This window comes from Thiofractor thiocamini, assembly GCF_055384375.1.
Genome location: NZ_AP042389.1, coordinates 1,761,872 through 1,785,297, shown reverse-complemented (window position 1 = coordinate 1,785,297; position 23,426 = coordinate 1,761,872). Strand labels below are relative to the sequence as shown.

Below are 23,426 nucleotides of genomic sequence, written 5' to 3'. Positions count from 1 at the left end.
AATTTATGGACGAAGACTCGAAATACAAAGATATAGCCTGCATAATCTTTGCGGGAGGAAAAAGCAGACGAATGGGGGAGGATAAAGCACTTCTTCCCTTTGGCGGTGAAAAAACTCTAACGGAGTATCAGTATAAAAAATTTAAACCTTATTTTGAAAACATATATATAAGTACCAAATTCAAAGATAAATTTGACTTTGACGCAGATTTTATAGAGGATATCGAATTTTTCGAGAAAGACAATCCCTCTCAGCCGATATACTCGCCGGCAGTTGCTATGTATAGTGTTTTTAAAAAATACGGTTTCAATAAAATCTTTGCGATAAGTGTCGATACCCCGTTTTTCGATATCGAACATTTTAAAAAACTTTATGATGCAGATAACAATGCGCTGGATATGATCATATCCAGAACGAAAGAAGGCATCCATCCTCTTTGTTCCATATATAAAAAGAGTTGTCAGGATGAGTTATTGAAAATGATAGAGCAAGACGTTCACAAGCTAAGGATTTTAGAAAAAATTCTAAATACGGAATATATCGACTTTGAAGATGAGCAACCGTTTTTAAACCTCAACGATAAAGAAACATACAAAAAGGCTTTAAAAATATGATAAGACATATAGTATTTTTTAAACTACAGGACAATTCACCGCAAAACAAAAAGAGAGTAAAAGATATAATACTCCCGTTAAAAGATACAATCGACACTATAAGATCATATCAAGTCGGTATAAATTTTGCCGATGAGGAAAGAGCATATGACTTAGCTCTTGTAGGTGATTTTGAAACGAAAGAAGACCTTGCAAACTATGCTAAACACCCTGAACATTTAAAAGTCATATCCATACTCAAATCAATGGGCATAAAAACCAAAGTGGTTGATTTTGAGTTTTAGAGATGCCCTTTAACGATTTATAGTACTTTCAAGCCATTCAACCAAAGCCAAAGCCATGTTTTTTGATGCAGTATTCAGTGCATCGACTGCACCTTTGGCATCATTGCTTTTACATTTTACAACCTTATTGAACAATCTTTGGGCTTTTATGTCCCCTTTGTTATCTTTTATGTAAAATAGCACCTTTGCTCTGGCATAACTTCCGTTTTTGGTAAAATTTTGAGAAAAATCCAATATAGTGCTACCTAAGCTATACTGTGCAGAAATATCAATCTCTTCGGGAAGTATCATTTTGCATACTTTTCTTTTTTGCAAACTAGAAAGTATCAATTTATAAAGCATAACATTTGGAGTTTCAAACCATTTACTAAAATAATACCCGTTTTTTTGTAATCCTTTTTGGTATATTATATTTTTACTGAAGATCTCATTGCTGCTTTGGGGAAAATCGATCTTGATGCTTTTACAATTTGTGACATATGCGGTTGATACACCGACATCAAAGCTCTCATCAATGGTATATTTTTCAATCGGTGGCAAACTTTTTGTAGCACATCCAGCAAACAAGATAATTGCCGTCAAAAACAAGAAATACTTTATATGTCTCATGGTATTTTTTCTCCCGGTCCCAATGTTGGGGTTTGTTTTTTATAAATTAGATCACTAGGTGAGTTTTTTAACTCTTCTACTGTTTCTTCGCCCTCTTTAAGCAGTATCTTCAATTCTCTTATAGCTTGGTTTATCTGTGTGATAGTCGAAGAGGATATTTGCTTTATATTATAGTCTCCGTTGTTTAAACTGTTCACAACATCTTTTATAAGAGTATTTGCCTGTTTGGATACGCTGTTTATGGACAAAAGTAGTTGATCAAGTTTCTCTTTTGCACTGTTTTTTATAGAAAGAGACATATCTTTGAAGGCATCAGATGAAGAAGATATCTTTTTCGAAGTCTCCTTGAGAGAATCACTTAAAGCATTTATGTTTTGTTCTATCTTCAAAAAGTTAGCTATAGCCTCTTTTATATCTTCTTTCGACTCCTTTAGCGCTCCGGTTACTTCTTTGGTATTTTCTATGGTTTTGCTGATATTTTGTATATTTTGATCATTTAAAAGTTTATCGATCTTATCTAAAGTAACGGATATCTTAGCAGTAACATCCGTCAAAGTCGTATCAAGCCTACTGTAGAGTGAGGGCTTGGTCTTTAAAACAGGGATATGCCCGTTCTTGTTAGTTAACAGTGGTGCTCCGGCTTTTCCGCCCGTTAACTCTATATAAGCCAAACCGGTCAATCCAAAGTATTTTAGTTCAGCTTTCATACCTTTGGTAACCGGTGTTCCCTTTTTTACTTTTAGCAGTATTACTATCTCTTTTGTATTTTTAGGATTTATGCTGATATTACCGACTGATCCCACATCGACTCCCCTGTATTTTACGGATGCATCCACACTAAGTCCTGAGACGGATTCGGTTGTATAAACTTTATACAAGTCATACTCATCGTTAAAACCATATTTTCCAAGCCAAAATGCAAAAAACAGCACTCCCGCACTGAACAATAAAACAAAAATCCCCACTATTGCATAATTGGTTCTACTTTCCATCCGCTTTCCTTCTTAGCATTCCTCTTTTGCCTTTAAAAAAACTATTTACAATAGGATTATCGACTTTTAACACTTCTTGTAAAGATCCTTGTGCAACTACTTTGGAATTTCCCAGCAATGCAAGCCTGTCTACTATATTCCATACCGTATCAAGATCATGTGTAACCATAACTACACTAAATCCAAGCATATTTCTTAAGCTATAAAGCATATCATCAAACTCTTGAGCTCCTACAGGATCAAGCCCACTTGTAGGCTCATCCAAAAATAGGATCTTGGGATCCATGACAAGTGCTCTGGCCAATGCCACTCTTTTGATCATGCCACCACTTAGCTGGCTTGGATAAAGTCCCAATACATCCATCTTCAGCCCTACCAGTTCGATTTTGAGCTTTATTATATCATCTCTTGTTCTTTGACTCAAATCAGTATACTCTTTTAAAAGTGCATCTATGTTTTCTCTTACGTTTAGCGAAGAAAAAAGTGCACCGCTTTGAAACAGCACTCCCCAATTATGTTTGAGATATATCGCATCTTCATTGGAAATATCGATGACATCTTTTCCAAGAACTTTTATCTCCCCGCTTGTGGGTTTTAAAAGCATTATCATTTCATTTAAAAGTGTTGACTTTCCGCTTCCGCTACCACCTAAAAGTCCATATATCTCACCTTCGTTCACATGCAGACTTACATTGTCATGAACTATCTTTTTGCCAAATTTTGTTGTTACATTTTTTACTTCTACAACTTTTTGGCTCATTTGGCTAAACTCCAAGCTTTGTAAATATAACCGAAAAAAGTGCATCACAGGCGATGACCAAAAATATGGCATTTACGACACTTATAGTAGTGTATCTTCCTATACTTTCAGTATTTTGCTTTACCTGAAGCCCCCTGAAGCACCCTATACTTGCTATCAACAAGGCAAATACCGGTCCTTTTGATAGTCCGATATAAAAATGCTTCAATTCTAAAACATTTTGAAGCCTTTTTAAAAATTCGGTATATGATATATCTATCTGAAAGTTAGAAACGACCATGCCGCCTAGAATCCCCATCAAATCCGCAAAAAATATCATCAAAGGCATAGCTATCATCAAAGCTATGATACGAGGAAGTACAATGAATTCAAAAAGATTGAAACCCATGGTTTTCATTGCATCCAATTCCCTTGTTATCTTCATAGCTCCTATCTGAGCGGTATATGATGACCCACTTCTTCCTGCAACCACTATAGCTGTTATAAGAGGTGCCAATTCCCTTGTTACGGATATGCCTATCATATCCACTATAAAAATATTTGCGCCGAATTTTTGAAGCTGTACGGCACTTTGATATGCAACCACCACCCCAACTAAGAATGAAGTAAGTGCAATGATAGGAAGTGCATTCACTCCGGCATTTTCTATCCCTTTCACAATGGACTTGAATCTAATCCTTCTTGGTATGGTAAGATATATGAAAAATGATGCGGTCGACTCTCCTATAAAAACTAAGAACAGCCGCATATCATTTAAAAAATCTATAAAATATTTGCCCGTTCTTTCCAAAAAATTTAGTGGCTTGATAACTATAGGAGTGCCTTTTTCTTTGGCAATGGATGCATATATGAAATCAATAAATCTCTCTTCTTCCTCGCTTGCTTTTAGAAGATCGACTTTTTTACTCTTTCTCAACTCTTCAATTAATTCATAAATAATGATGGAACCGGCAGTATCTATATCTTTCAGGTCTGATAGATCTATGATGACATTATCGAAGTCTTTACTTTTTTTAAGTGCAAGAGCAGTCTCTTTTTGTATCTCTTTTGCATGATACATATCCCACTTCTGTAAGCAATGTAAAACACAATGATCGTTTTTTTCTTCTATTTTTAGAAATTTCATATTATATTATACCAAATATGGTAAAATTAAAAAAATATTTTAGGACATTTTATGAAATTAACTCATTTAGATGAAAAAGATAGACCAAAGATGGTGGATGTTTCTCCAAAAGATGATACTATACGAATCGCAAAGGCAAGCGGTATCATACAAATGAACAAAGATGCATACGAAATGATAACACAAAACAAAACAAAAAAAGGTCCTGTTTTACAAACAGCTGTTATCGCTTCCATAATGGGGGCAAAACAAACAAGCTCTCTTATACCCATGTGTCATCCTTTGATGCTGACTTCCATAAATTGCGACGTGGAAGAACTGCCAGAACTTCCCGGCTTCAAGCTAACACTAACAGCAAAGCTCAAAGGAAAAACAGGCGTGGAGATGGAGGCACTAACGGGAGTTAGCATAGGTTTGTTGACCATTTATGATATGGCTAAGGCGATCGACAAATCCATGATCATCAAAGATATAATGCTTGAAGAAAAAGAGGGAGGTAAAAGTGGGCACTTTAAACGAGAATCTTGATAAAGAACTTGGTTTAGACTATCCGTGCAACTGGGAGTATAAGCTCATTACCGACTCGTCGGATGATTTAAAAAGCTCTATAAAAGAACTGCTAGGCAACAGAAACTACAAACTTACCTTTTCAAAAAAGAGTAAAAACGGTAAATATGACAGCTATATTCTTTCATTGGTAGTTCACAGCGATGAAGATAGAAAAAGTATATATGAATCACTCAAAAAAGATAAAAATATAAAGATCATAATATAAGGATAAAAAATGCAAAGTTTAAAAAGTGAATTTTTAAAAGAAATGGGCAAAGAAAAAGAAGTAAATAAAATAGAACAAAATATAAAAAATGCCTGTTATTCGATTACGAAACAAAAGATAAGCAGACTGAAAAACGATGAAAGCAAAAAACAAAGAGTGGTCGAGCTCATAAAAAGTTACATAAAAGTCCTGGAAAATGAAGGCATAGAAAACATAAGTACCATTTCTTCCGTGATAGAGGGTGCCATGGAGGCTTTATCAAGAGAAAAGGAACTGGACATTTACAAAAAGATTTCCATGGTTACAAGATTGAAAAAAGAGATAGAGGCTGAAAAAGAGGAATTGAAAAATACACTGCAGGATATTTATGAAAATATAGAGAAATTTTCCGATAACTTTGATGAGAAAACCTCAGGCTACCTGGAGATGGCCGTCAAAGACACCAAGCTCAAGGAGGTGCTGCTTCTTGGCATCTTGAAAGAAACCACAGAAGAGGCTATCATAACGACTATAGAAAATAGAAAAAATATAGAAGAAGTTACCGAAGCTATCATACAAAACGTCATATTTCAAACCATAGGAGGAGATGACTTCAGCAAAGAAAAAACCTTGGAGGCGGCAAAAACGGTACTAAATGTAGCAGTTAGCATAGCTGACGAGTATCAGGCATTTGCAAAAGAGATCCTAAGAGGCACCACAAAAGGCATAAAGAACGGTATCGCCAATGCCATAAATGATTTCAACAACAATTTAGAATTTTTACCAGATGAGATCCGAGACCAAAGAGAGGAAAAGATACTTTTTGAAGGTTTGAACATCATAGACTTAAATAGTGATTTCATAGACTTGATAAAAACCGCATCAAGGCAATCTGACGGTATTTCTAAGCAGATTTTGGAAGAAATCGTCTCAGAACTTGATAACTCGATGACAAGACTTATGAAGATAACTACCGATACCAAAGAAAATATTCTTAGAAAAGTCGAAAAACTCAAAGAAAGCCCAAAAGTAAACGAGCTTAGAAAAACTTTGGCAAACAAACTTTCCGAACTGCAGATAGACAAAAAGATAAAAAATATAAAAAAAGAGGATATAGAGAATGTTGCCAAGGAGTCTAAAAAGTTAGGACTAAGAGCCTGGGAAGTAGCAAAAAACGCTATAGATAACGCTATAAAATCCACCAAAGACAATATCAACAAGAGCGAAAAGAAAGATGAGGATAAAGAGTAGAAAACTACTCTTTATCCTACAGTTACATCATCACATCTTTTCTTAAAGTATTCACTTGGTGCTTTACATAAAGGGCAGGCTTTTGGAGGTTTTTTTCCTCTGTGGACATGACCGCAAACTTCACACACATAGTACTCATCTTGTTCGCTGTTAAAAAATCCTTCATCTATCAATGCCTGTTTTAAAGCCAAATACTCAGCTTCATGTTCAACTTCAACTTTACCTATAGCGCTCAATAATCTTGCAATATCTTTTAAATTCTCCTCTTTCGCAATTTCTGCAAAATTTGGATACATCGTAGTATGCTCATATCTTTCGCCATCAGCGGCATACTGAAGATTTTTTACAGTCGAATCCAATTCTACACCGTTAACAAGCTTGTTATATGCTTTAAATTCTGCCTGGGCATGGTATTTTTCATTATCTGCTGCCTCTTGAAAAAATCTTGCAATCCTGTGAAGCCCTTCCTCTTTTGCAATCTCAGCAAAAAATTCATACTTGTTTCTTGCCTGTGATTCTCCTGCAAATGCCTTCATAAGATTGATAGCTGTTAAATTTTGTGTTATACACTCCATCTCTTTACCACAGCAGCTAAGAGTACCTCCACCTACATTTTGCACCTCTACTTCATTACCACAAACCGAACATTTGTATGTTTCATATTGTCTCATTGTATCTCCTGTGTAAAAATTTAAAGGAAAATTTTTTTCCTTTAACAATTATATCATACAATTCTTAAAAGAAAATTATTATTAAGTGCATATAATTTTGAGTATATAATTTTTTCTTTAATTGACATTTCTTTGTAACTTTTGTACAATTCGGGCTAAATAACGGTATGGCTTATATATGTGAAGCTAAACTTCACTTTTGATAAAAAAGGAGAAACAGTATGAAAGATTATAGAGAAATGCTTAAAACTTACAATTTGAAAGCAACACCGCAAAGAATGTATATGATAGATGAAATCGAAAAAAAAGGTCATATAGATATAGACAATTTATATGAAGCTTTGAAAAATATATTTCCATATATTTCCCTCGCAACAGTTTATAAAAATATAAACTCCATGATTGACAACGGCTTTCTTACTGAAGTTAAAATTCCAAAACATAAAGCAAGATATGAGTTGTCAAAAGAGGGTCATGCCCATCTTTTTTGTAAAGTTTGTGGGAAACTCGAGGATATAGAGATAGATGATAGTTGGCCTACCAACAATACTGCAAAAGAGAGTGGATATGATATAACGGATACTCTTGTAACTTTTGAAGGAGTTTGTCCTTCATGCCAGACAAAAGAGAAGGCTTAAGCCTCTCTTTTATCCTCCTAGATATTTTTTTCTAACCTCATCATTACCTAAAAGCACTTTTGCATCATCTTCAAGTGCTACTTCTCCATTTTCCAAAACATATGCATAATCGGCAATTTTCAAAGCCGCAAAGGCATTTTGCTCAACTAAAAGTATAGTAATGCTTTCCTTGAGTCTTTGGATGACTTCAAAAAGCTCGCCTACGATTTTTGGTGCTAGTCCCAGACTTGGTTCATCTAGCATCAAAAGCTTAGGCTCGCTCATCAATGCTCTTGCGATTGCCAGCATTTGTTGTTCACCACCGCTCATCGTTCCGGCAAGTTGGTCTTTTCTACTTGCAAGTCTTGGAAAGATTTCATACATTTCATTTCTTAGTGTTTCAAAATTCTCATCATTATTGAACGCACCCATTCTGAGATTTTCATCAACTGTTAGATTGATAAATACTCTTCTTCCCTCGGGAACCAAAGATATGCCTCTTTTTATAATTTCATGGGTTTTAAGTTTTGCTATATCGACACCAAAATAATCCACTATACCTTTTTTCTTTATACTGTTAACAACAGCATTTAGTGTTGAAGTCTTGCCGGCACCGTTTGATCCTATAAGTGTTACTATATTACCCTCTTTTACCTCAAAATTTATACCTCTTACGGCAGCTATAACACCATAATAAACTTCTAAATTTTTAACTTTAAGCATGTGTAAAATCTCCCAAATAAGCTGCTATAACATTTTCATCGACGATAGCATCAGCCGGTTTTCCTTCAAATATCTCTTCACCGTAGTCAAGAACCAAAACTTTATCGCACATATTGTTGACAAACTTCATATCATGCTCGATTAAAAGCACAGTCAAACCGTACTCTTCTTTGATATTTCTTATGATATTTGACAAATCTTCCGTTTCAATCGGGTTCATTCCGGCTGCCGGCTCATCAAGCAAAAGAAGTTTCGGCTCAGTTGCCAAAGCTCTTGCGATTTCAACTTTTCTTTGGTTTCCGTAGCTTAAAGCCGTAGCATTATAATCAGCATACTGTGCTATACCAAATCTCTCTAGTATATCCATAGCTGCAGCTTTGAGTCTTCTTTCATTTGAAAAATATCTTGGAAGCCTCAAAATAGACTCGAAAAAAGTATAATTGGCTTCGTTGTGAAACCCTATAAGAACATTATCCAAAACTGACATACTTTTAAAAAGCCTTATATTTTGAAAAGTTCTGGCTATACCTTTTTGAACTATCACATTAGGTTTTATACCTGATATCGACTCATGTAGAAAAAAAACTTCACCCTCAGTTTGTTGGTAATTTCCTGTGATGATATTGAATATCGTTGTTTTTCCAGCCCCATTTGGCCCGATAAGACCAAATATCTCACCTGACTTCACTCCAAAGCTTAGGTTGTCTATAGCGGTAACACCGCCAAATCTCATTGTAACGTTTTTTACCTCAAGGATCATTTTTTAGTCCTTTTAAAGATTTCAGTCAACTCTTTGTTGCCGAACAATCCTTTTCTCGCAAAAAGCATCATCACGATAAGAAGTATGGAAAATACAACCATCCTAAGACCCGGATGAGCTCCGGTGTTGTAGCCGAATATATCCATGTTTTGATCCAAAAATCTAAGCCATTCGCTTCCACCCATTACAAGAATGGTACCCAAAATCGCCCCGCTCATACTTCCAAGTCCTCCAAGAACTATGATGATAAGAAGTTGGAATGTAAGTAAAAATGTAAACTGGTCAGGAGATATGGTTGTAAGAAGAGAAGCCATCAAACCTCCCCCGATACCTTCAAAAAACGCGCTTGTCATAAAAGCGTAAGTTTTCATCCAAAAAGTATTTACTCCCATAGCGGTTGCCGCATCCTCGTCATCTCTTACTGCTTTCATGGCCCGTCCGAATTTTGAGTAGATTATATTGATCATCACGATAAAGGTTATAACTGCTATAAAACCGCACCAATACAGATTTGCTACTGAAGGTATATCGTTAAGCCCCATGGCACCGTTTGTATATTTTGGATTGTTTATGGCATATATCCTAATGATAAAACCAAAACCAAGCGTTACGATAGCCAGATAATCACCTCTAACTCTAAAAACCGGAATGGAAAGGATGAATGCTATAGCTGCCGCTACGATACCACTCATGATAAGTGCCGGCAAAAAAGAAGAGTGCATTGCCATGACTATAGGAGCCGGATCTTCAAGTGCGAACATATCAAGCTTGTCGCTTCCAGGAATCAAAAATAGAGCCGTTACATAAGCTCCAATCGCCACAAAACCGTTTGGCTCCAGTGAAAATTGCCCGGCAATTCCATTTATAAGATTGTAACTAAGTGCCAATATGGCAAATATCGCGATATTATTTAAAATACTGACCGTATACGGATCCATATGATTTTGTGCATACCATATGAACCAAATCGTCGCAACTAAAAAAAATAGTTGTAAAAAGTGTTTTTTTTCTATCAACATCATAACTCCTTAGAATCTGCTTCTATCTAAGTCTTGACCCATGATACCAGTAGGTTTAAACAACAATACAAGTATCAAGAAGATAAAAGCAAAAGCATCTTTGTATCCTCCCAGATCTGGCATAAATGCAACAACGACTATCTCGGTAAACCCAAGTATAAATCCTCCCACAACTGCCCCGGCAACACTTCCTATGCCACCCAAGACTGCCGCTGCGAAAGCTTTAAGACCTACTATGATACCCATAAGCGGATCGATAGAAGGATAACTTACAGCATAAAATACACCGCCAACTGCGGCAAGAGCCGATCCAAGAGCAAAAACTATAGATATGATAAAATCCGCATTTATACCCATAAGTTTTACCGTTGGTATATCAAAAGCCAGAGCCCTGATAGCCATTCCGTATTTTGTTCTATAAAGTATCCAAAGTATTATTGCCAAAAGAATCAAAGTAACTGCTGGCACTACAAAAACCATAACAGGCATAACAACATCGCCTAAATGTATAGTTCCCGTTAAATAATCCGGTGCCGAAAATGCTCTTGGCACTCCTCCGAACATTACATTAAACAAGTTCTCAAGGAAAAAACTTATACCGATAGCAGTTATAAGTAGAGAAATCTTGGGAGCTTCACGAAGTGGTTTATAAGCTATCTTATCAGTTAATATACCCACTATCGAAGCACCGATAATCGCTATAAGAACAGAAAGCTCAAAAGGCACCCCTGAAGTATGGGCAACATAAGCTATAAAAGCACCTACCATCATAATGTCACCATGCGCGAAGTTTATAAGTCTAAGCACTCCGTAAACCATCGTATAGCCTATGGCGATGAGAGCATACATGCTGCCAAGACTAACGCCGTTAACCATTTGCTGCATAAAAGTTGAAAAGTCCATATTTCACCCTATTTTGAAATGTAATCGTTATGATATCTTAACATTACATAATTATTTTTTAAATTCGACAGTTTTCTTATAATTTTTTTAAGTTGTGTAGGAAGCATGTGTTATTGCTCCGGGAAAGTCCCCGGAGCGAAGAAATATTATGGGTTAACAGTTGTTAGGTAAGCAAACTTACCATTTTTAACAACATTAACGACTGCTGATTTTACAGCATTTCCATTTTTATCTATATTTATGACACCTGTAACACCATGATAGTTTTTAGTATGTCTTAAGTTATTGTTTACACAAACTTTATCAGTAGGTGCTTTGCCCTCATCTATACATTTATTCATAGCTGCTAGTATCATACCGTAAGCATCGGCTGCAAGTGCTCCCATTGAGTCAGCTGCTTTGTGATTTTTCGCATGGAAAGCCTCAACATAAGCTTTTGCCTCAGGACTTTTTGCTGCCGCTTCGTTGAAGTGGTCAGTATACATAAAGCCTTCAACAGCTTTTCCACCTATCTTTACAAGCTCAGGAAATCCTGAACCGTCGCCGCCTATGAATGGAGCTTTAACTCCAACAGCCCTAGCTTGTCTAGCAAGGAGTGCGCCCTCTGGATAATATCCTGTAAAGTCAATGATATCTGGATGAAGTGACTTTATGGTAGAAACCTGAGCGTTAAAATCCTTGTCTCCTGAGTTGATATAAACAGTTTTTAAAACTTTACCGCCGCCTTTTGTGTAAGCTTTTCTAAATGCTTTTGAAAGACCGACAGAATAGTCTTGCTTTGTATCAGTAACTATAACGGCTGTTTTCAAACCTTTGCTAAGTGCATAGTTTGCAGCAACTGCTCCTTGGAAAGGATCTATAAAACAAGCTCTTGTAACGAACTTTTTACCTTTTGTAACTCTTGGGTTTGTTGAAGCATGAGTTATCATAGGAGTTTTTGCATTTTCTGCTACCGGTGCCATTGCCATAGAGTTTGAACTTGCAACTTCACCTAAGATAACGGTTACATTGTTTTTGTTGATAAGTCTTTTAACCGCAGTAGCAGCCTCGACTTTATCTCCTCTATCATCTAAAACTATAAGTTTTACATCATCACCGTTTTTTAACTTGTGATTTTGTGCGTAAGCTATATCAAGCCCACCTTTACTTGTTTGACCAAATGCCGCAATAGGTCCTGTTAAAGGAAGAACAACACCTATCTTAACCTCTTTTGCCACTAAAGCACTACTAACCAATACTGCCGCTGCAGCTACACTCAAAACTTTTTTCATTAATACTCCTTAAAATTTTTTTAATTAATGTAAAATTATAATACCAAGTTGAAACTTTTATTAAACTTATAAAAGTTTTTATTATAATTCTTTTTGAAAAAATTATAAAAATATTACAATTTTACACATATTTTACTGGCAACTTAAACACTCTCCCGTTCTATCTGCAATATCTTGCTCACTCTCTGGCGACTGGCTTCTTAGATAATATGTGGATTTTACTCCAAGCTTCCATGCTAGAGAGTAAATTTCATGCAGATATTTTCCGGAGGCTTTTTCAAGCTTCATGAAGATATTGAGACTTTGTCCTTGATCTATCCATTTTTGTCTAACGGCTCCGGCTTTAACTATAAGTTTCTGATCCAGATCATACGCCGGGGTGTAGTATCTCCATGTGTCTATATTGAGATTTGGAGCACATACGGGGATCAGTCCACTCAGGTTTTCCTCAAACCATTTCTTTTTATATATAGGCTCAATCGTTTGAGTGGTTCCAACAAGTATGGATATGGAGCTAGTCGGTGCTATAGCCATAAGATATCCGTTTCTCATTCCGTCTTTTTTAACTTTTTCCCTAAGTTTTTCCCAGTCATATATATATCCAAACAAACCACCTCTGTTAGGTGTTAGTTTTTTTGCTTCTTCATTTGCCAAATCTATAGGGAATATACCTTTGCTCCAGTTAGAGCCCTCGAATTCGGGGTATTTCCCTTTTTCGATAGCCAGATTTGATGAAGCTTTTATGGCATTGTAACTAACCATTTCCATAATTTGGTCTATCTTTTCAAAATGATCATCGCTTCCCCACTCTATCTGGTTTTGAGCTAACATTTGCGCTTCGCCCATAACGCCAAGACCGATGGATCTGCTTTTTAGATTTGTCTGTTTTACTTTTTCCAAAGGATAAAAGTTAAGCTCTATGACATTATCGAGCATCCTTATAGCTATGGGCATAATCCTTTCTATATCATCTTTTGTGTGGATTTTGGAAAGATTGATACTTGCAAGATTACAAACTGCGGTTTTGCCGTCATTTTTCTCTTTTTCGACGATAAAGACTTTTTTATCATCTATCGTATCTAGTGCCGTTATCTTCTTTGCTTTTTTTATTACACCGCCATCTACTTTTACATCATCCTCTTCTTCGTAAGTTTTGATCGAGCCATCATCAAATTTTACTTTTATTTTATAGTGGTTTGGAGCGGTATTTTGAAATATCTCAGTACAAAGATTTGAACTTCTTATAATGCCTGAGTGTTGGTTTGGATTGACTCTGTTCGCATTGTCTTTAAAACACAAAAACGGCAATCCCGTCTCAAAGTAACTAAGCAGTACTTTTTTCCACAACTCTTTTGCATTTATGCTTTCTTTTATGATATGGTCATCATTTTCATAGGCGATATATCTTTTCTCAAACTCTTCTCCCCATACATCGGTTAGATCAGGAACATCCAAGGGGTCAAAAAGAGTCCATCTCTCATCATTCATAACCCTTTTCATAAAAAGATCGTTTATCCAAAGAGCAGGAAAAAGATCATGTGCTCTTCGTCTTTCTTCGCCCGAGTTTTTTCTAAGATCCAAAAAGTCAGCTATATCTATGTGCCAAGGCTCTACATATACGGCTATCGCACCTTTTCTAGTACCTAGCTGATCCACCGCAATCGCTACGTCGTTTGCTATCTTTAAAAACGGTATGATACCGCCGGCAGCATTTTTGTGTCCATCTATACTGCTTCCTATACCTCTTACTTTGCACCAGTCCCAGCCTATACCTCCACCAAACTTGGAAAGTAATGCCATCTCTTTAAATCCGTCAAAAATTCCTTCTATATTATCAGGGGTACTTCCTATATAGCAAGAGCTTAGCTGATGTCTTGGGGTTCTGGCATTTGAAAGCGTAGGAGTAGCAAGCATCACTTCGAATTTGCTTATAAGATCATAAAATCTCTTTGCCCAGCTCATTTTGTCAAACTCATTTTGAGCCAAAAACATGGCAATTGCCATAAACATATACTGAGGAAGCTCTATCGGACTTCCCTGTCTGTTTTTTAAAAGATATCTATCATTTAGTGTCTTGACTCCAAGGTAAGTAAACTGCAGATCTCTCTCGGGCTTTATATAACTATCCAACTCGTCAAGATCATACTTATCTCTTAGCCCCTCTATAATCCTTCCCTCTTTTTCGCCTGTTTCAAAATATTTTCTAAATGAATGGTAAGGATTGCCTTTTTCTCCTCCTATATTACGCCCTACTTTATGATACAAATCATACAAAAAAAGTCTTGCAGCGACAAAAGTCCAGTCCGGCTTGTCAACATCTATCTTATCAACTGCGGTTTTTATAAGAGTCTGCTGGATCTCTTCAGTTGAGATACCGTCACGAAACTGTATCCTTGCATCAAGCTCAAGTTCGCTTTGAGAGACATTTTCAAGGTCGGCGACTGCTGCTGAAGTGTATTTTTGGATCTTGGTTATATCAAGCGGTTCAATTCTTCCATTTCTTTTTGTAACAGTCAATATTTTAGTCATCTTTAAAAACCCTCTCAAAAATTTTATCTATATTTTTAGTATAGTATGAATAGTCAAAACACTCTCTTATCTCTTCAGGACTCAGTTTATCTCTAAGCTCTTTATCATTTAAAAGATTTTCAAGGAACAAACTTTCACCTTTTTCATTGAGTGGTGATTTACCCTTTTGTATTTCTTCCCATACTTTCATAGCATTTCTCTGGACTATTTTATATGCATCTTCTCTACTGACTCCTTTTTTTGGAAGCTCAAGAAGAACTCTTTGAGAAAACACAAGTCCGCCTGTTAGATTTAGATTTTTCATCATGTTTTCAGGATAAACTACAAGTTTTTCTATGATGCCGGTTAGTCTAGTTAGCATAAAGTCAGTTGTCACAAATCCATCAGGCAGGATAAATCTCTCAACTGAGCTGTGAGATATATCTCTTTCATGCCACAAAGCTACATTTTCCATTGCAGGCATAGCGTAACTTCTTATCATTCTGCAAAGTCCGGTTACATTTTCGCTTAAAACGGGATTTCTTTTGTGAGGCATCGCGGAACTTCCTTTTTGCCCTTTGCTGAAAAACTCTTCGGCTTCATAAACTTCGGTTCTTTGGTAGTGTCTAACGGCAACCGCGATTTTTTCGCAAGATGATGCAAGAAGCGCCAAAGCATTCATGAGGTTTGCATATCTGTCTCTTTGGATGACTTGATTTGATACGGGAGCTGGTTTAAGTCCCAGTTCTTTACATACATACTCTTCAAGCTCTATGGGAGCATGTGCTATATTGCCCATGGCACCACTTATCTGTCCGACTGAGATAAACTCCAAAGCTTGTTTTAGGTTGGTAAGATTTCTTTTTATCTCATCATACCAAACCGCAAGAACCAAACCGAATGTGATAGGCTCACCATGTATCCCATGGCTTCTTCCGACCATCAAAGTCATCTTATGCTCATAAGCTCTCTTTTTTATAGCTTCCAAAAGTTTTTGTACATCTTCTATGATAAGCTCGAGCGAATCTTTCATCTGCAAAGCAACAGCCGTATCTATGCAGTCACTGCTTGTCATTCCGTAATGTACCCATCTGCTTTCATCCCCAAGGCTTTCAGCGACACTTGTTAGAAATGCTATGACATCGTGTTTGGTTGTTTGTTCAATTTCATCAATTCTTTTTATATCAAACTTTGCATTTTTCAGTATCTTTTCACAGTCCTCATCGGGTACAAGACCTAGCTTGTTCCAGCCCCTTACCACAGCTTTTTCCACTTTAAGCCAAGCATCATACTTTGCCTGCATACTCCATTTGCTTTTCATCTGCTCTCTAGCATATCTATCTACCATTTTTGATGTTTCCTTCTGAAGTTTATATAATAAATCATTTTACAAAATGTTTGCTTTTAATGATATAAATTTTACTTTTTATGATAAAAATAGAACAAATTAAGTAAAAAGTTAACAAATGGTTACAAATCTATAAGCAGCAATAAATATCTAAAATCCATAATCCCTTTCAACTTTTGCAACTCTTATCTTGTACTGCTTGTACCAGATCTCCTTACCTGATTTTTGAGCTTTTTTATGCTCCATATCTGCTTTCCAGTTTTTAATTGATTCCAAATCCTTCCAGTATGAAACCGTAATACCTATATCATCTCTTGCGGATTCAAATCCCAAAAAACCGTCCCGCTTTGATACTGCTTCTATCATTTTTTCTGACATTTTATCATACCCCATATCTTCGGCCAACTTAATAGAAGTAAATATGACGGCATAATATGGTGGCTTAGGTGTATTTGCTATTGATGGCATTATTTTCCTTTAGATATTGGTGACCAGTAAAGTTAAAGAGTTATAAAGTTAAAGAGTTATAAAGTTAAAGAGTTATAAAGTTAAAGAGTTATAAAGTTAAAGAGTTATAAAGTTAAAGAGTTATAAAGTTAAAGGGGGCAGTATAAAATTAAAGGGGACAGGCTACTTTTATTCATCCCCTGTTACTCTTTTAGGTCTTCCTCTTGGGTTTATAGTAGATATTATATCATATTTTTGTGCTGTTTTAACGATCCAATCATCATCACCATAAGGGCTTTGTCTTTGGATTGTAAAATTAAAGGGGACAGGCTACTTTTATTCATCCCCTGTTACTCTTTTAGGTCTTCCTCTTGGGTTTATAGTAGATATTATATCATATTTTTGTGCTGTTTTAACGATCCAATCATCATCACCATAAGGGCTTTGTCTTTGGATTGAATTATCTATTTTTTCTTTTTCTTGTTTGTTTAAAACTTCTTTTTTTAATTCTTCCCAATTTTTAGGAAGTTCTATCGGTAATTCGTCTATAAAATCATTTATTTCACTGTTTGATGAAATAAATTTCCACTGTTTTAGTTTTGCTCTTTGTGGGTTTTGCTCTACATAGTTTAGTAGTGTTAAAAGATAATTGTCTCTTTGAACGATAAAGCTTTTATATCTTCCTTGCCAAAGATGACCTGAGGTTTTATATGTTTTATTGTAATACCTCACATAGCTTGTAAGTAGCCATTGCATATATTTGCTTAAATCTTCTGCTTCATTTAGTTCTATGATGAAGTGAAAATGATTTGGCATCAGTGCAAAGCTATATATTTTTATATTTGCTATTTTTTTAGCTGCTTTCATAAGTTCTATAAATTTTTCATAATCTTTAGTATTATGAAATACTTCTGCTCTTCTATTTCCTCTGTTGATGATATGATATATCTCACCACCGGCTAAACCTCTGGCAATTCTTGGCATATTAGTCCTTTTTTAGGTACTTTGTTAGGAAATTATATTGTAATATTACTTAAAAGTAGCCTGTCCCCTTTAATTCCCAATTAACATTTGTTAAGCTCATCTGTTTTCTAATACGAGATAAAGCAACATCTGTGATGCCTAAATATGAAGCGATATGATAGTTTGGAACTATATCAACAATTTTTGAATACTCTTGTAAAAATATTTCATATCTTTGTGTTGCGTTTAAGCATAAAAAGTTTTCTTCACGTCTTTCTTTTTTGATAATTAATTTTTCATAGATTTTTAAAAGTAATCTATTCCATTCTAAATATTTTTCTGCTAAAAATACAAAATCTTTATATGAGATATATAAAACTGTAAATCTTGTTAATGTTTCTACAAAAAAAGGGGAACTTTCATCTTTTGAAACAGCTGATATACTGCTTAGAAGATGTCCTTGCTCTTGAGCAAATGATTTGTTAAACTCTTTTCCGTCTTCAGTAAGATAATAATATCTTGCTAATCCATCAATTAAAAAATAAAAATCTTTAACTTTATCACCTGCACAAAACAGATGTTCCCCTTGCTGTAAGGTTTTAGTTTGAAAATATTTACTTGCATCTTGCCAAATATCTTTTGGTATTACAGATATATCATTTAATATAGGATATAAGATATCTAATTGTTCTTGTTTTGTCATTAATTTTTATCCAATGCAAACTCAACAGCTTGAATAGCATGTATTTTTGTGGTATCAAATACTTTTATTTCTTTAAAATCATTTTGATTAATCAAAAGTCCAATTTCTGTACACCCTAGAATAACTCCCTCTATATTTTCCATTTTATTTATAATATCAATAAAAATTTGTTTAGAACTTTCTTTGATTTTACCTAAGCATAATTCATTATAAATAATTTTATGAATTAAATCCATATCTTTTTTATTTGGAATAATAACTTCAATACCATCATCAATTAAAATTTGTTTATAAAAATCTTCTTGCATGGTAAATTTTGTTCCCAATAAACCTACTTTTTTAATATTTGCTTTTTGTATTTCATTTGAAGTAGCTTTTGCAATATGTAAAAATGGAATATCAATATTTTTACTAATTTTTGGCAATAGTTTATGCATAGTATTAGTGCATATAATGATAAAATCAGCTCCGGCATTTTGCAATGACTTGCAGGCTTGTTCTAAAATATCACTCGCTTCATCCCATCTATTTTGATGTTGCAGTTGTTCGATTTGTTCAAAATTGACAGTATATATAATCGATACTGCATTATTTTGGTTCCCTAACAGTTTATTTGTGTATTGATTTATAATTTGATAGTATGATAAAGTTGATTCCCAACTCATACCACCAAGTAACCCTATGGTTTTCATAATATTCTTTTCCTTAAGATAACGCTGAGTTCAGCACCATTTAAGTTAAGTTTCAGAATACACCGTTAGGTGTTTTCTGGAGATTAGCTTAAATGGTGACTGCTGCGTTTTGTTATTCGTAGCGGAGCGTAGAATGACATAACGGAGCAGGCACGCAGTGCTGAACTCAGCGTTATTTCGTTCCCGCGGAGCGGGGACGAAATAACGACTGACTTTACCGACAGGTTTACCTGTTCGGTGCAAGGTTTTGTTGTCTATATTGCTCTTTGCTTATTAGGTGCTAGTATATGTGAAGCAATTAATTTTCCTAATTCATCCCAATAAGGTTTAACAAAAGAATCATTATTTATACTTTCAAATATATAAGTCAAGTCTTTTTTGATGAAATCTTGTAAAATATCTGTATTTTTACCTTGAAAACCATTTAATAATTTTTCATTCTCTGTTGTGATTTTTGCTGTTTCAATTAATGGACATAAGTAATCTTTTAAATAGACTTTACAAGTCGATTTTTTACTATCATATTTACAATAAATCCCCTTTTTAAAATCAAAATATTTTTTAAAATTTGAATCCACTAATAATATTTTTTCAATATCATAAACAATATTGATTTTATGAGGATAAGTATCTTTATAGAAATTTAATGGTAATAAGTTTTCTAATTCTAAAACTTCAATAATTTTTATCGTTGTTTTGTAGTTTTTAGTATTTCTCTTCACATATTCTATTACAAATTTCGCTGTGTCACCATAAGCAGTTTGTTCTTTATATCTTATATCACTATCTAAAATACATAAACAAAATCGTTCTTCTTGAACATGAATAGGTTCATACTCTTTTACGACAGTATTTCCACCACCACCTCTTGCTTCATATAAACAACGATAATTAATTTTCTTTTGTTCTTGATAATAATCTGAAATAACTTTATAAATTTCTGCATCACTTGGATTCTCACCTAATAGAACAGTTTTTTGAATTGTAACACTATCTAAAAATTTATTATATTTTATATATCTATATTCAATATCAGCTCCATTTTTTTCATTATATTCTTCTCCATCTGGAATAATGCTAATTATAATATTAAAATATTTTTCAAAATTTTTTAAATTATAAGATTTACAATGAATATTATAACTTTGTAATATTTTATATAGTTCTGGTCTTTTCTTAAGCTCTTCATCATCTAATAAAATTTTTACATTTTTAGGAGAGATGCTAATAAAATGCTTACCTTCTTTATAAGCAAGCATTGTAATAAATAAAAAATGATAAAAATCATTTATGGATTTTCTTTTGGTAATTAAATCATTAGTTAAATAAATAACCATAAATTACTTTCTTGTTGAAGGTTGAAAAAAACCAAGAGGCCAATTTAGTAAGTTGCCATCACTGTCATAATTTGCAAATTCTATATTTGTTGGTGTGTTTTCGGTTTCTTTATTAAAAATCACTATATTAATATCCTCTGCATTAATTTCATTATCCAAGATTAAATCACCTAATCTGTTAATGATAACATCGCTATGAGTTTCTATTAAAAGTTTTAGTTTAATTCTATTTCGTTCTGCATTTTTTATTATTTTAGTTATTACATCTGTAAATTTAGCTTGAAATTCAGGATGTAAATGTAATTCAGGTTGTTCAATAACTATAATTTTCTCAATATATCTATGATATGGAAGTCTGTTATTTAATCTACTATATTTTGATGATGAAAACCAAAGTTGTGTTAATATAGGTAAAATTTGGGAATATCCAAAACCCATATCAGATAAGTTAGTTTCATACTTATCTTCATGAATTATTTTAATGGAATAGTGTCCTTCAGTTTTCGAAATATCTACTTTAAAATTAAAATTTTCACTTGTCCAATTTTTAAAATCTTCATTTTGTGTATCAGTTAAACTATCAAGGAAAAAAGGTAAATTTTTTCCATTTGGATCTACTTCATTTACTGCTAAATGTTGTATCCGATAATATCTTTCAGCTGTTGCTCTCAATGGGGCAATGTAGTTAATATTTAAAAATAAATATTTCATATAATTATTAATTGCATTCAAGTAACTATTTATTACTTCATGCACAATAATTAAATTTTTCATTGTTTTAAATTGATTACATTCTTTAGTCCATTTAGATACATTTGCATACCAAGTACTTGGAGATTTTTTAGTCATTTGTTCCAACATTGAAGTATCATCTGAAATTTGTATTCCTTCAATTATTTTCCATTTAGTTTCATCCTCTGTTCTGCCATGAACATATTTAGAAATTTCATCTAATATTAAATTATGCAGTAATGACTCTAATGAAAACCTTCTGCTCATTCTATCTTCATGTTTAGCATCAGCTTGATAAAAATCAAAAACAAAATCACCTCTATCTGTAAATTTAATATTTGTATCTTCGTTTATTATTACTTGTTCATTAATAGTTATCTCTTCAAGTTGTTTTTTTAAATAATTTAATGAAATTTGAATCTCATTATCAAGCAATATTAAAGAAATATTTTTAACATGTAGTACATTTTTTTTATCTTCTTCAAATTTAATATTAAATTGAATTTGAAAAAATGATTCTCTATTATATGGTCTAATATATCCAAAAGTATAATTTTTAAATCTTCTATTTCTATTAATTTCATTAAAAATTTCTTTATCTAATATAAAATTCAATTCATATAATTCATTATTATTAAAGTGGGGTTTTATATCTTTATATGAACCGAAATCAACATAATTACCATAAAGCAAAATTGGTGATCTTGTTTTCTCTTCAACGCTTTGTTTTAACATAGGTAAAGTTCTAATAAAAGAACTTTTTCCTGCACTATTTTTACCTATCAGTATAGTAATTGGTTTTATATCTATAAATCCTGTGTCTTTAAAACTTCTAAAATTTTTAATTCTTATTTGCACTTTTATTCCTTATTCCATTATAGACAACGCTGAGTTCAGCACCATTTAAGTTAAGTTTCAGAATACACCGTTAGGTGTTTTCTGGAGATTAGCTTAAATGGTGACTGCTGCGTTTTGTTATTCGTAGCGGAGCGTAGAATGACATAACGGAGCAGGCACGCAGTGCTGAACTCAGCGTTATTTCGTTCCCGCGGAGCGGGGACGAAATAACGTTTAAATTGAGCCAATAAATTTTCCACAAGGAAATTTATTGGCTCCACTGATTTGTTATGTTCTTTCACGCTTGATGTCCTTCAGTGGATGTTTTGATATCAATCCCCATTTTCCATCATTTTCTTCTGATCCTCTTGCTTTTATTGCAATAAGATGGTGCTTTGTTGTTTCTTCATCACAACCAACTACAGCAGCTAAAGTAGAGAGATTTCGCCATTCAAATGATTTGTCTTCAAGCATATCTTTTAGTATCTTTTGGCGAGATTTATCAAGTTTCTTTTTTCCTCTGGATTTGAGCCACTCAAGCGCAAAGTTACCCACTATTGTTAGAAGAGAACCTATTATCGCACCAATCACACCGATAAGTGCAATCCAAAACTTACTATCGCTGACTACTTGAGAAGCAATTTGAGATATTTCTTGTTCAGTCATAAATACTCCGTTCTACTATGTCTTGTTAAACTATTTTGTAAGCCTTTAATCTCAATCTTACATAATCAGCTACCCAACCATCTTTTTCAGAGTAAATTTTTGGTTTTAAAATTTCTCTTACTTCTTGTTTGAATTGAACTTGCTGCTCATTCGTTAAATGGGAGATAATCCCATTTGCAAATATATCTAACCAATTTGAAATATCATCAATTTTAGTTGGTCTTGAAATTAGCTCAATATATTCTACTTTAAAACCATTATTTTCTAACAGTTGTTTATAATCACTATCTTTTGGAAAGTTCCATGGGTTATTAAAACTTCCAAACTCTTGATGTTTATTAAAAACTTCTTCCATCGCGTCGGTCAAAAATTTTATATTTCCATATCCTCCAAATTCAGCAATAAATCGTCCATTTTCTTTTAGAGATTTTGAAATTTTCTTTATTGCTTTTTCGTCTTCTTTTACCCAATGTAAAACTGCATTTGAAAATATTGCATCAAATTCATTTTCAAAAGTTAAATCAGTAGCACTCATCACAAAAGCTTCGATGCCTTTTTCTTTTGTTTTTTGCACCATGCTTTCACTTAAATCTACTGCAATAACTTTAGCATTAAAATTTTCTATTTCAACTGCTAAAGTTCCATCTCCACAACCTAAATCTAAAATCTTTTCATCTTCTTGTGGATTTAGAAGTTCTACGACTGGAAAAGCTAAATTTGATACAAAATCAGCATGTTTTTTATACTTGTCTGCATTCCATTGGTTTATGTTGCTCAATTATATTCCTTTTGTAGTTTAACGTTTGAATTGAGAAATATTTGAGCCACAGGGTCAAATA

General features: G+C 33.9%; 26 protein-coding genes. 6 read left to right on the top strand and 20 right to left on the bottom strand.

Annotated elements, in window-relative coordinates; translation table 11 throughout:
* Positions 1-5 precede the first annotated feature (5 nt).
* A complete protein-coding gene (gene mobA / locus ACZ47B_RS09085; RefSeq protein WP_464894227.1) occupies positions 6-614 on the top strand; it encodes a molybdenum cofactor guanylyltransferase MobA in 609 nt (202 codons plus the stop codon).
* On the top strand, positions 611-898 hold the full coding sequence (locus tag ACZ47B_RS09080; protein ID WP_464894226.1) for a Dabb family protein: 288 nt from the start codon (positions 611-613) through the stop codon (positions 896-898). Before mobA ends, ACZ47B_RS09080 begins: the two co-directional genes overlap by 4 nt.
* A 9-nt stretch (positions 899-907) precedes the next feature.
* On the opposite strand, the gene ACZ47B_RS09075 is transcribed toward ACZ47B_RS09080, so the two are convergent.
* The 4 genes from ACZ47B_RS09075 to ACZ47B_RS09060 are packed head-to-tail and all read right to left on the bottom strand — an operon-like array spanning position 908 to position 4,385.
* Entirely contained in the window at positions 908-1,507 is a 600-nt protein-coding gene (locus ACZ47B_RS09075) for an ABC-type transport auxiliary lipoprotein family protein (RefSeq protein ID WP_464894225.1), read from the bottom strand.
* Positions 1,504-2,499: an MlaD family protein gene (locus ACZ47B_RS09070; RefSeq protein WP_464894224.1), complete on the bottom strand. Its 996-nt coding sequence runs from the start codon at positions 2,497-2,499 to the stop codon at positions 1,504-1,506. Before ACZ47B_RS09070 ends, ACZ47B_RS09075 begins: the two co-directional genes overlap by 4 nt.
* Positions 2,489-3,259 carry an ABC transporter ATP-binding protein gene (locus ACZ47B_RS09065; RefSeq protein ID WP_464894223.1) on the bottom strand — a complete coding sequence of 257 codons (771 nt, stop codon included), beginning with the start codon at positions 3,257-3,259 and terminating at the stop codon, positions 2,489-2,491. Before ACZ47B_RS09065 ends, ACZ47B_RS09070 begins: the two co-directional genes overlap by 11 nt.
* A 4-nt stretch (positions 3,260-3,263) precedes the next feature.
* Complete coding sequence (locus tag ACZ47B_RS09060) at positions 3,264-4,385, bottom strand: ABC transporter permease (RefSeq protein WP_464894222.1); 1,122 nt, start codon at positions 4,383-4,385, stop codon at positions 3,264-3,266.
* 51 nt (positions 4,386-4,436) lie between these two features.
* Between ACZ47B_RS09060 and moaC the strand changes: the two genes are divergently transcribed.
* Genes moaC through ACZ47B_RS09045 form a run of 3 tightly spaced genes read left to right on the top strand, consistent with a single transcriptional unit; the run spans position 4,437 to position 6,390 of the window.
* Complete coding sequence (moaC, locus tag ACZ47B_RS09055; protein ID WP_464894221.1) at positions 4,437-4,913, top strand: cyclic pyranopterin monophosphate synthase MoaC; 477 nt, start codon at positions 4,437-4,439, stop codon at positions 4,911-4,913.
* A complete protein-coding gene (locus ACZ47B_RS09050; protein ID WP_464894220.1) occupies positions 4,888-5,160 on the top strand; it encodes an HP0495 family protein in 273 nt (90 codons plus the stop codon). The genes moaC and ACZ47B_RS09050 overlap by 26 nt, the downstream gene beginning before the upstream one ends.
* Before the next feature lie 9 nt (positions 5,161-5,169).
* The gene (locus ACZ47B_RS09045; RefSeq protein ID WP_464894219.1) at positions 5,170-6,390 is read left to right on the top strand and encodes a hypothetical protein; all 1,221 of its coding nucleotides are present in this window, start codon (positions 5,170-5,172) and stop codon (positions 6,388-6,390) included.
* 11 nt (positions 6,391-6,401) lie between these two features.
* Here the strand turns inward: ACZ47B_RS09045 and ACZ47B_RS09040 are convergent, their stop codons facing one another.
* Positions 6,402-7,061, bottom strand: coding sequence for a ferritin family protein (locus ACZ47B_RS09040; protein WP_464894218.1), 660 nt, complete (start codon positions 7,059-7,061; stop codon positions 6,402-6,404).
* 221 nt (positions 7,062-7,282) lie between these two features.
* Between ACZ47B_RS09040 and ACZ47B_RS09035 the strand changes: the two genes are divergently transcribed.
* Positions 7,283-7,699 carry a Fur family transcriptional regulator gene (locus ACZ47B_RS09035; RefSeq protein WP_464894217.1) on the top strand — a complete coding sequence of 139 codons (417 nt, stop codon included), beginning with the start codon at positions 7,283-7,285 and terminating at the stop codon, positions 7,697-7,699.
* A gap of 9 nt (positions 7,700-7,708) precedes the next feature.
* Here the strand turns inward: ACZ47B_RS09035 and ACZ47B_RS09030 are convergent, their stop codons facing one another.
* The 15 genes from ACZ47B_RS09030 to ACZ47B_RS08960 all read right to left on the bottom strand — a co-directional run bounded on the left by ACZ47B_RS09030 (position 7,709) and on the right by ACZ47B_RS08960 (position 23,365).
* On the bottom strand, positions 7,709-8,401 hold the full coding sequence (locus tag ACZ47B_RS09030; RefSeq protein WP_464894216.1) for an ABC transporter ATP-binding protein: 693 nt from the start codon (positions 8,399-8,401) through the stop codon (positions 7,709-7,711).
* Entirely contained in the window at positions 8,394-9,161 is a 768-nt protein-coding gene (locus tag ACZ47B_RS09025; RefSeq protein ID WP_464894215.1) for an ABC transporter ATP-binding protein, read from the bottom strand. The genes ACZ47B_RS09030 and ACZ47B_RS09025 overlap by 8 nt, the downstream gene beginning before the upstream one ends.
* Positions 9,158-10,180: a branched-chain amino acid ABC transporter permease gene (locus ACZ47B_RS09020; protein WP_464894214.1), complete on the bottom strand. Its 1,023-nt coding sequence runs from the start codon at positions 10,178-10,180 to the stop codon at positions 9,158-9,160. The genes ACZ47B_RS09025 and ACZ47B_RS09020 overlap by 4 nt, the downstream gene beginning before the upstream one ends.
* 9 nt (positions 10,181-10,189) lie before the next feature.
* On the bottom strand, positions 10,190-11,083 hold the full coding sequence (locus tag ACZ47B_RS09015) for a branched-chain amino acid ABC transporter permease (RefSeq protein ID WP_464894213.1): 894 nt from the start codon (positions 11,081-11,083) through the stop codon (positions 10,190-10,192).
* A gap of 146 nt (positions 11,084-11,229) precedes the next feature.
* Entirely contained in the window at positions 11,230-12,354 is a 1,125-nt protein-coding gene (locus ACZ47B_RS09010; RefSeq protein ID WP_464894212.1) for an ABC transporter substrate-binding protein, read from the bottom strand.
* Positions 12,355-12,486: 132 nt separating this feature from the next.
* Complete coding sequence (locus ACZ47B_RS09005) at positions 12,487-14,871, bottom strand: ribonucleoside-diphosphate reductase subunit alpha (protein WP_464895720.1); 2,385 nt, start codon at positions 14,869-14,871, stop codon at positions 12,487-12,489.
* A gap of 4 nt (positions 14,872-14,875) precedes the next feature.
* Positions 14,876-16,210: an adenylosuccinate lyase gene (purB, locus tag ACZ47B_RS09000; protein WP_464894211.1), complete on the bottom strand. Its 1,335-nt coding sequence runs from the start codon at positions 16,208-16,210 to the stop codon at positions 14,876-14,878.
* A 150-nt stretch (positions 16,211-16,360) separates the two neighbouring features.
* Positions 16,361-16,678, bottom strand: coding sequence for an antibiotic biosynthesis monooxygenase family protein (locus tag ACZ47B_RS08995; protein WP_464894210.1), 318 nt, complete (start codon positions 16,676-16,678; stop codon positions 16,361-16,363).
* 315 nt (positions 16,679-16,993) lie between these two features.
* On the bottom strand, positions 16,994-17,641 hold the full coding sequence (locus ACZ47B_RS08990; RefSeq protein ID WP_464894209.1) for a transposase: 648 nt from the start codon (positions 17,639-17,641) through the stop codon (positions 16,994-16,996).
* A 49-nt stretch (positions 17,642-17,690) separates the two neighbouring features.
* Entirely contained in the window at positions 17,691-18,323 is a 633-nt protein-coding gene (locus tag ACZ47B_RS08985) for a Crp/Fnr family transcriptional regulator (protein ID WP_464894208.1), read from the bottom strand.
* A complete protein-coding gene (locus ACZ47B_RS08980) occupies positions 18,323-19,015 on the bottom strand; it encodes an aspartate/glutamate racemase family protein (protein ID WP_464894207.1) in 693 nt (230 codons plus the stop codon). The genes ACZ47B_RS08985 and ACZ47B_RS08980 overlap by 1 nt, the downstream gene beginning before the upstream one ends.
* A gap of 254 nt (positions 19,016-19,269) precedes the next feature.
* Complete coding sequence (locus ACZ47B_RS08975) at positions 19,270-20,352, bottom strand: hypothetical protein (RefSeq protein ID WP_464894206.1); 1,083 nt, start codon at positions 20,350-20,352, stop codon at positions 19,270-19,272.
* A gap of 3 nt (positions 20,353-20,355) precedes the next feature.
* Positions 20,356-21,942 carry an AAA family ATPase gene (locus ACZ47B_RS08970; protein ID WP_464894205.1) on the bottom strand — a complete coding sequence of 529 codons (1,587 nt, stop codon included), beginning with the start codon at positions 21,940-21,942 and terminating at the stop codon, positions 20,356-20,358.
* Between the two features lie 267 nt (positions 21,943-22,209).
* Positions 22,210-22,587 carry a hypothetical protein gene (locus tag ACZ47B_RS08965; RefSeq protein ID WP_464894204.1) on the bottom strand — a complete coding sequence of 126 codons (378 nt, stop codon included), beginning with the start codon at positions 22,585-22,587 and terminating at the stop codon, positions 22,210-22,212.
* 25 nt (positions 22,588-22,612) lie between these two features.
* Positions 22,613-23,365, bottom strand: coding sequence for a class I SAM-dependent methyltransferase (locus ACZ47B_RS08960; protein WP_464894203.1), 753 nt, complete (start codon positions 23,363-23,365; stop codon positions 22,613-22,615).
* Positions 23,366-23,426 lie beyond the last annotated feature (61 nt).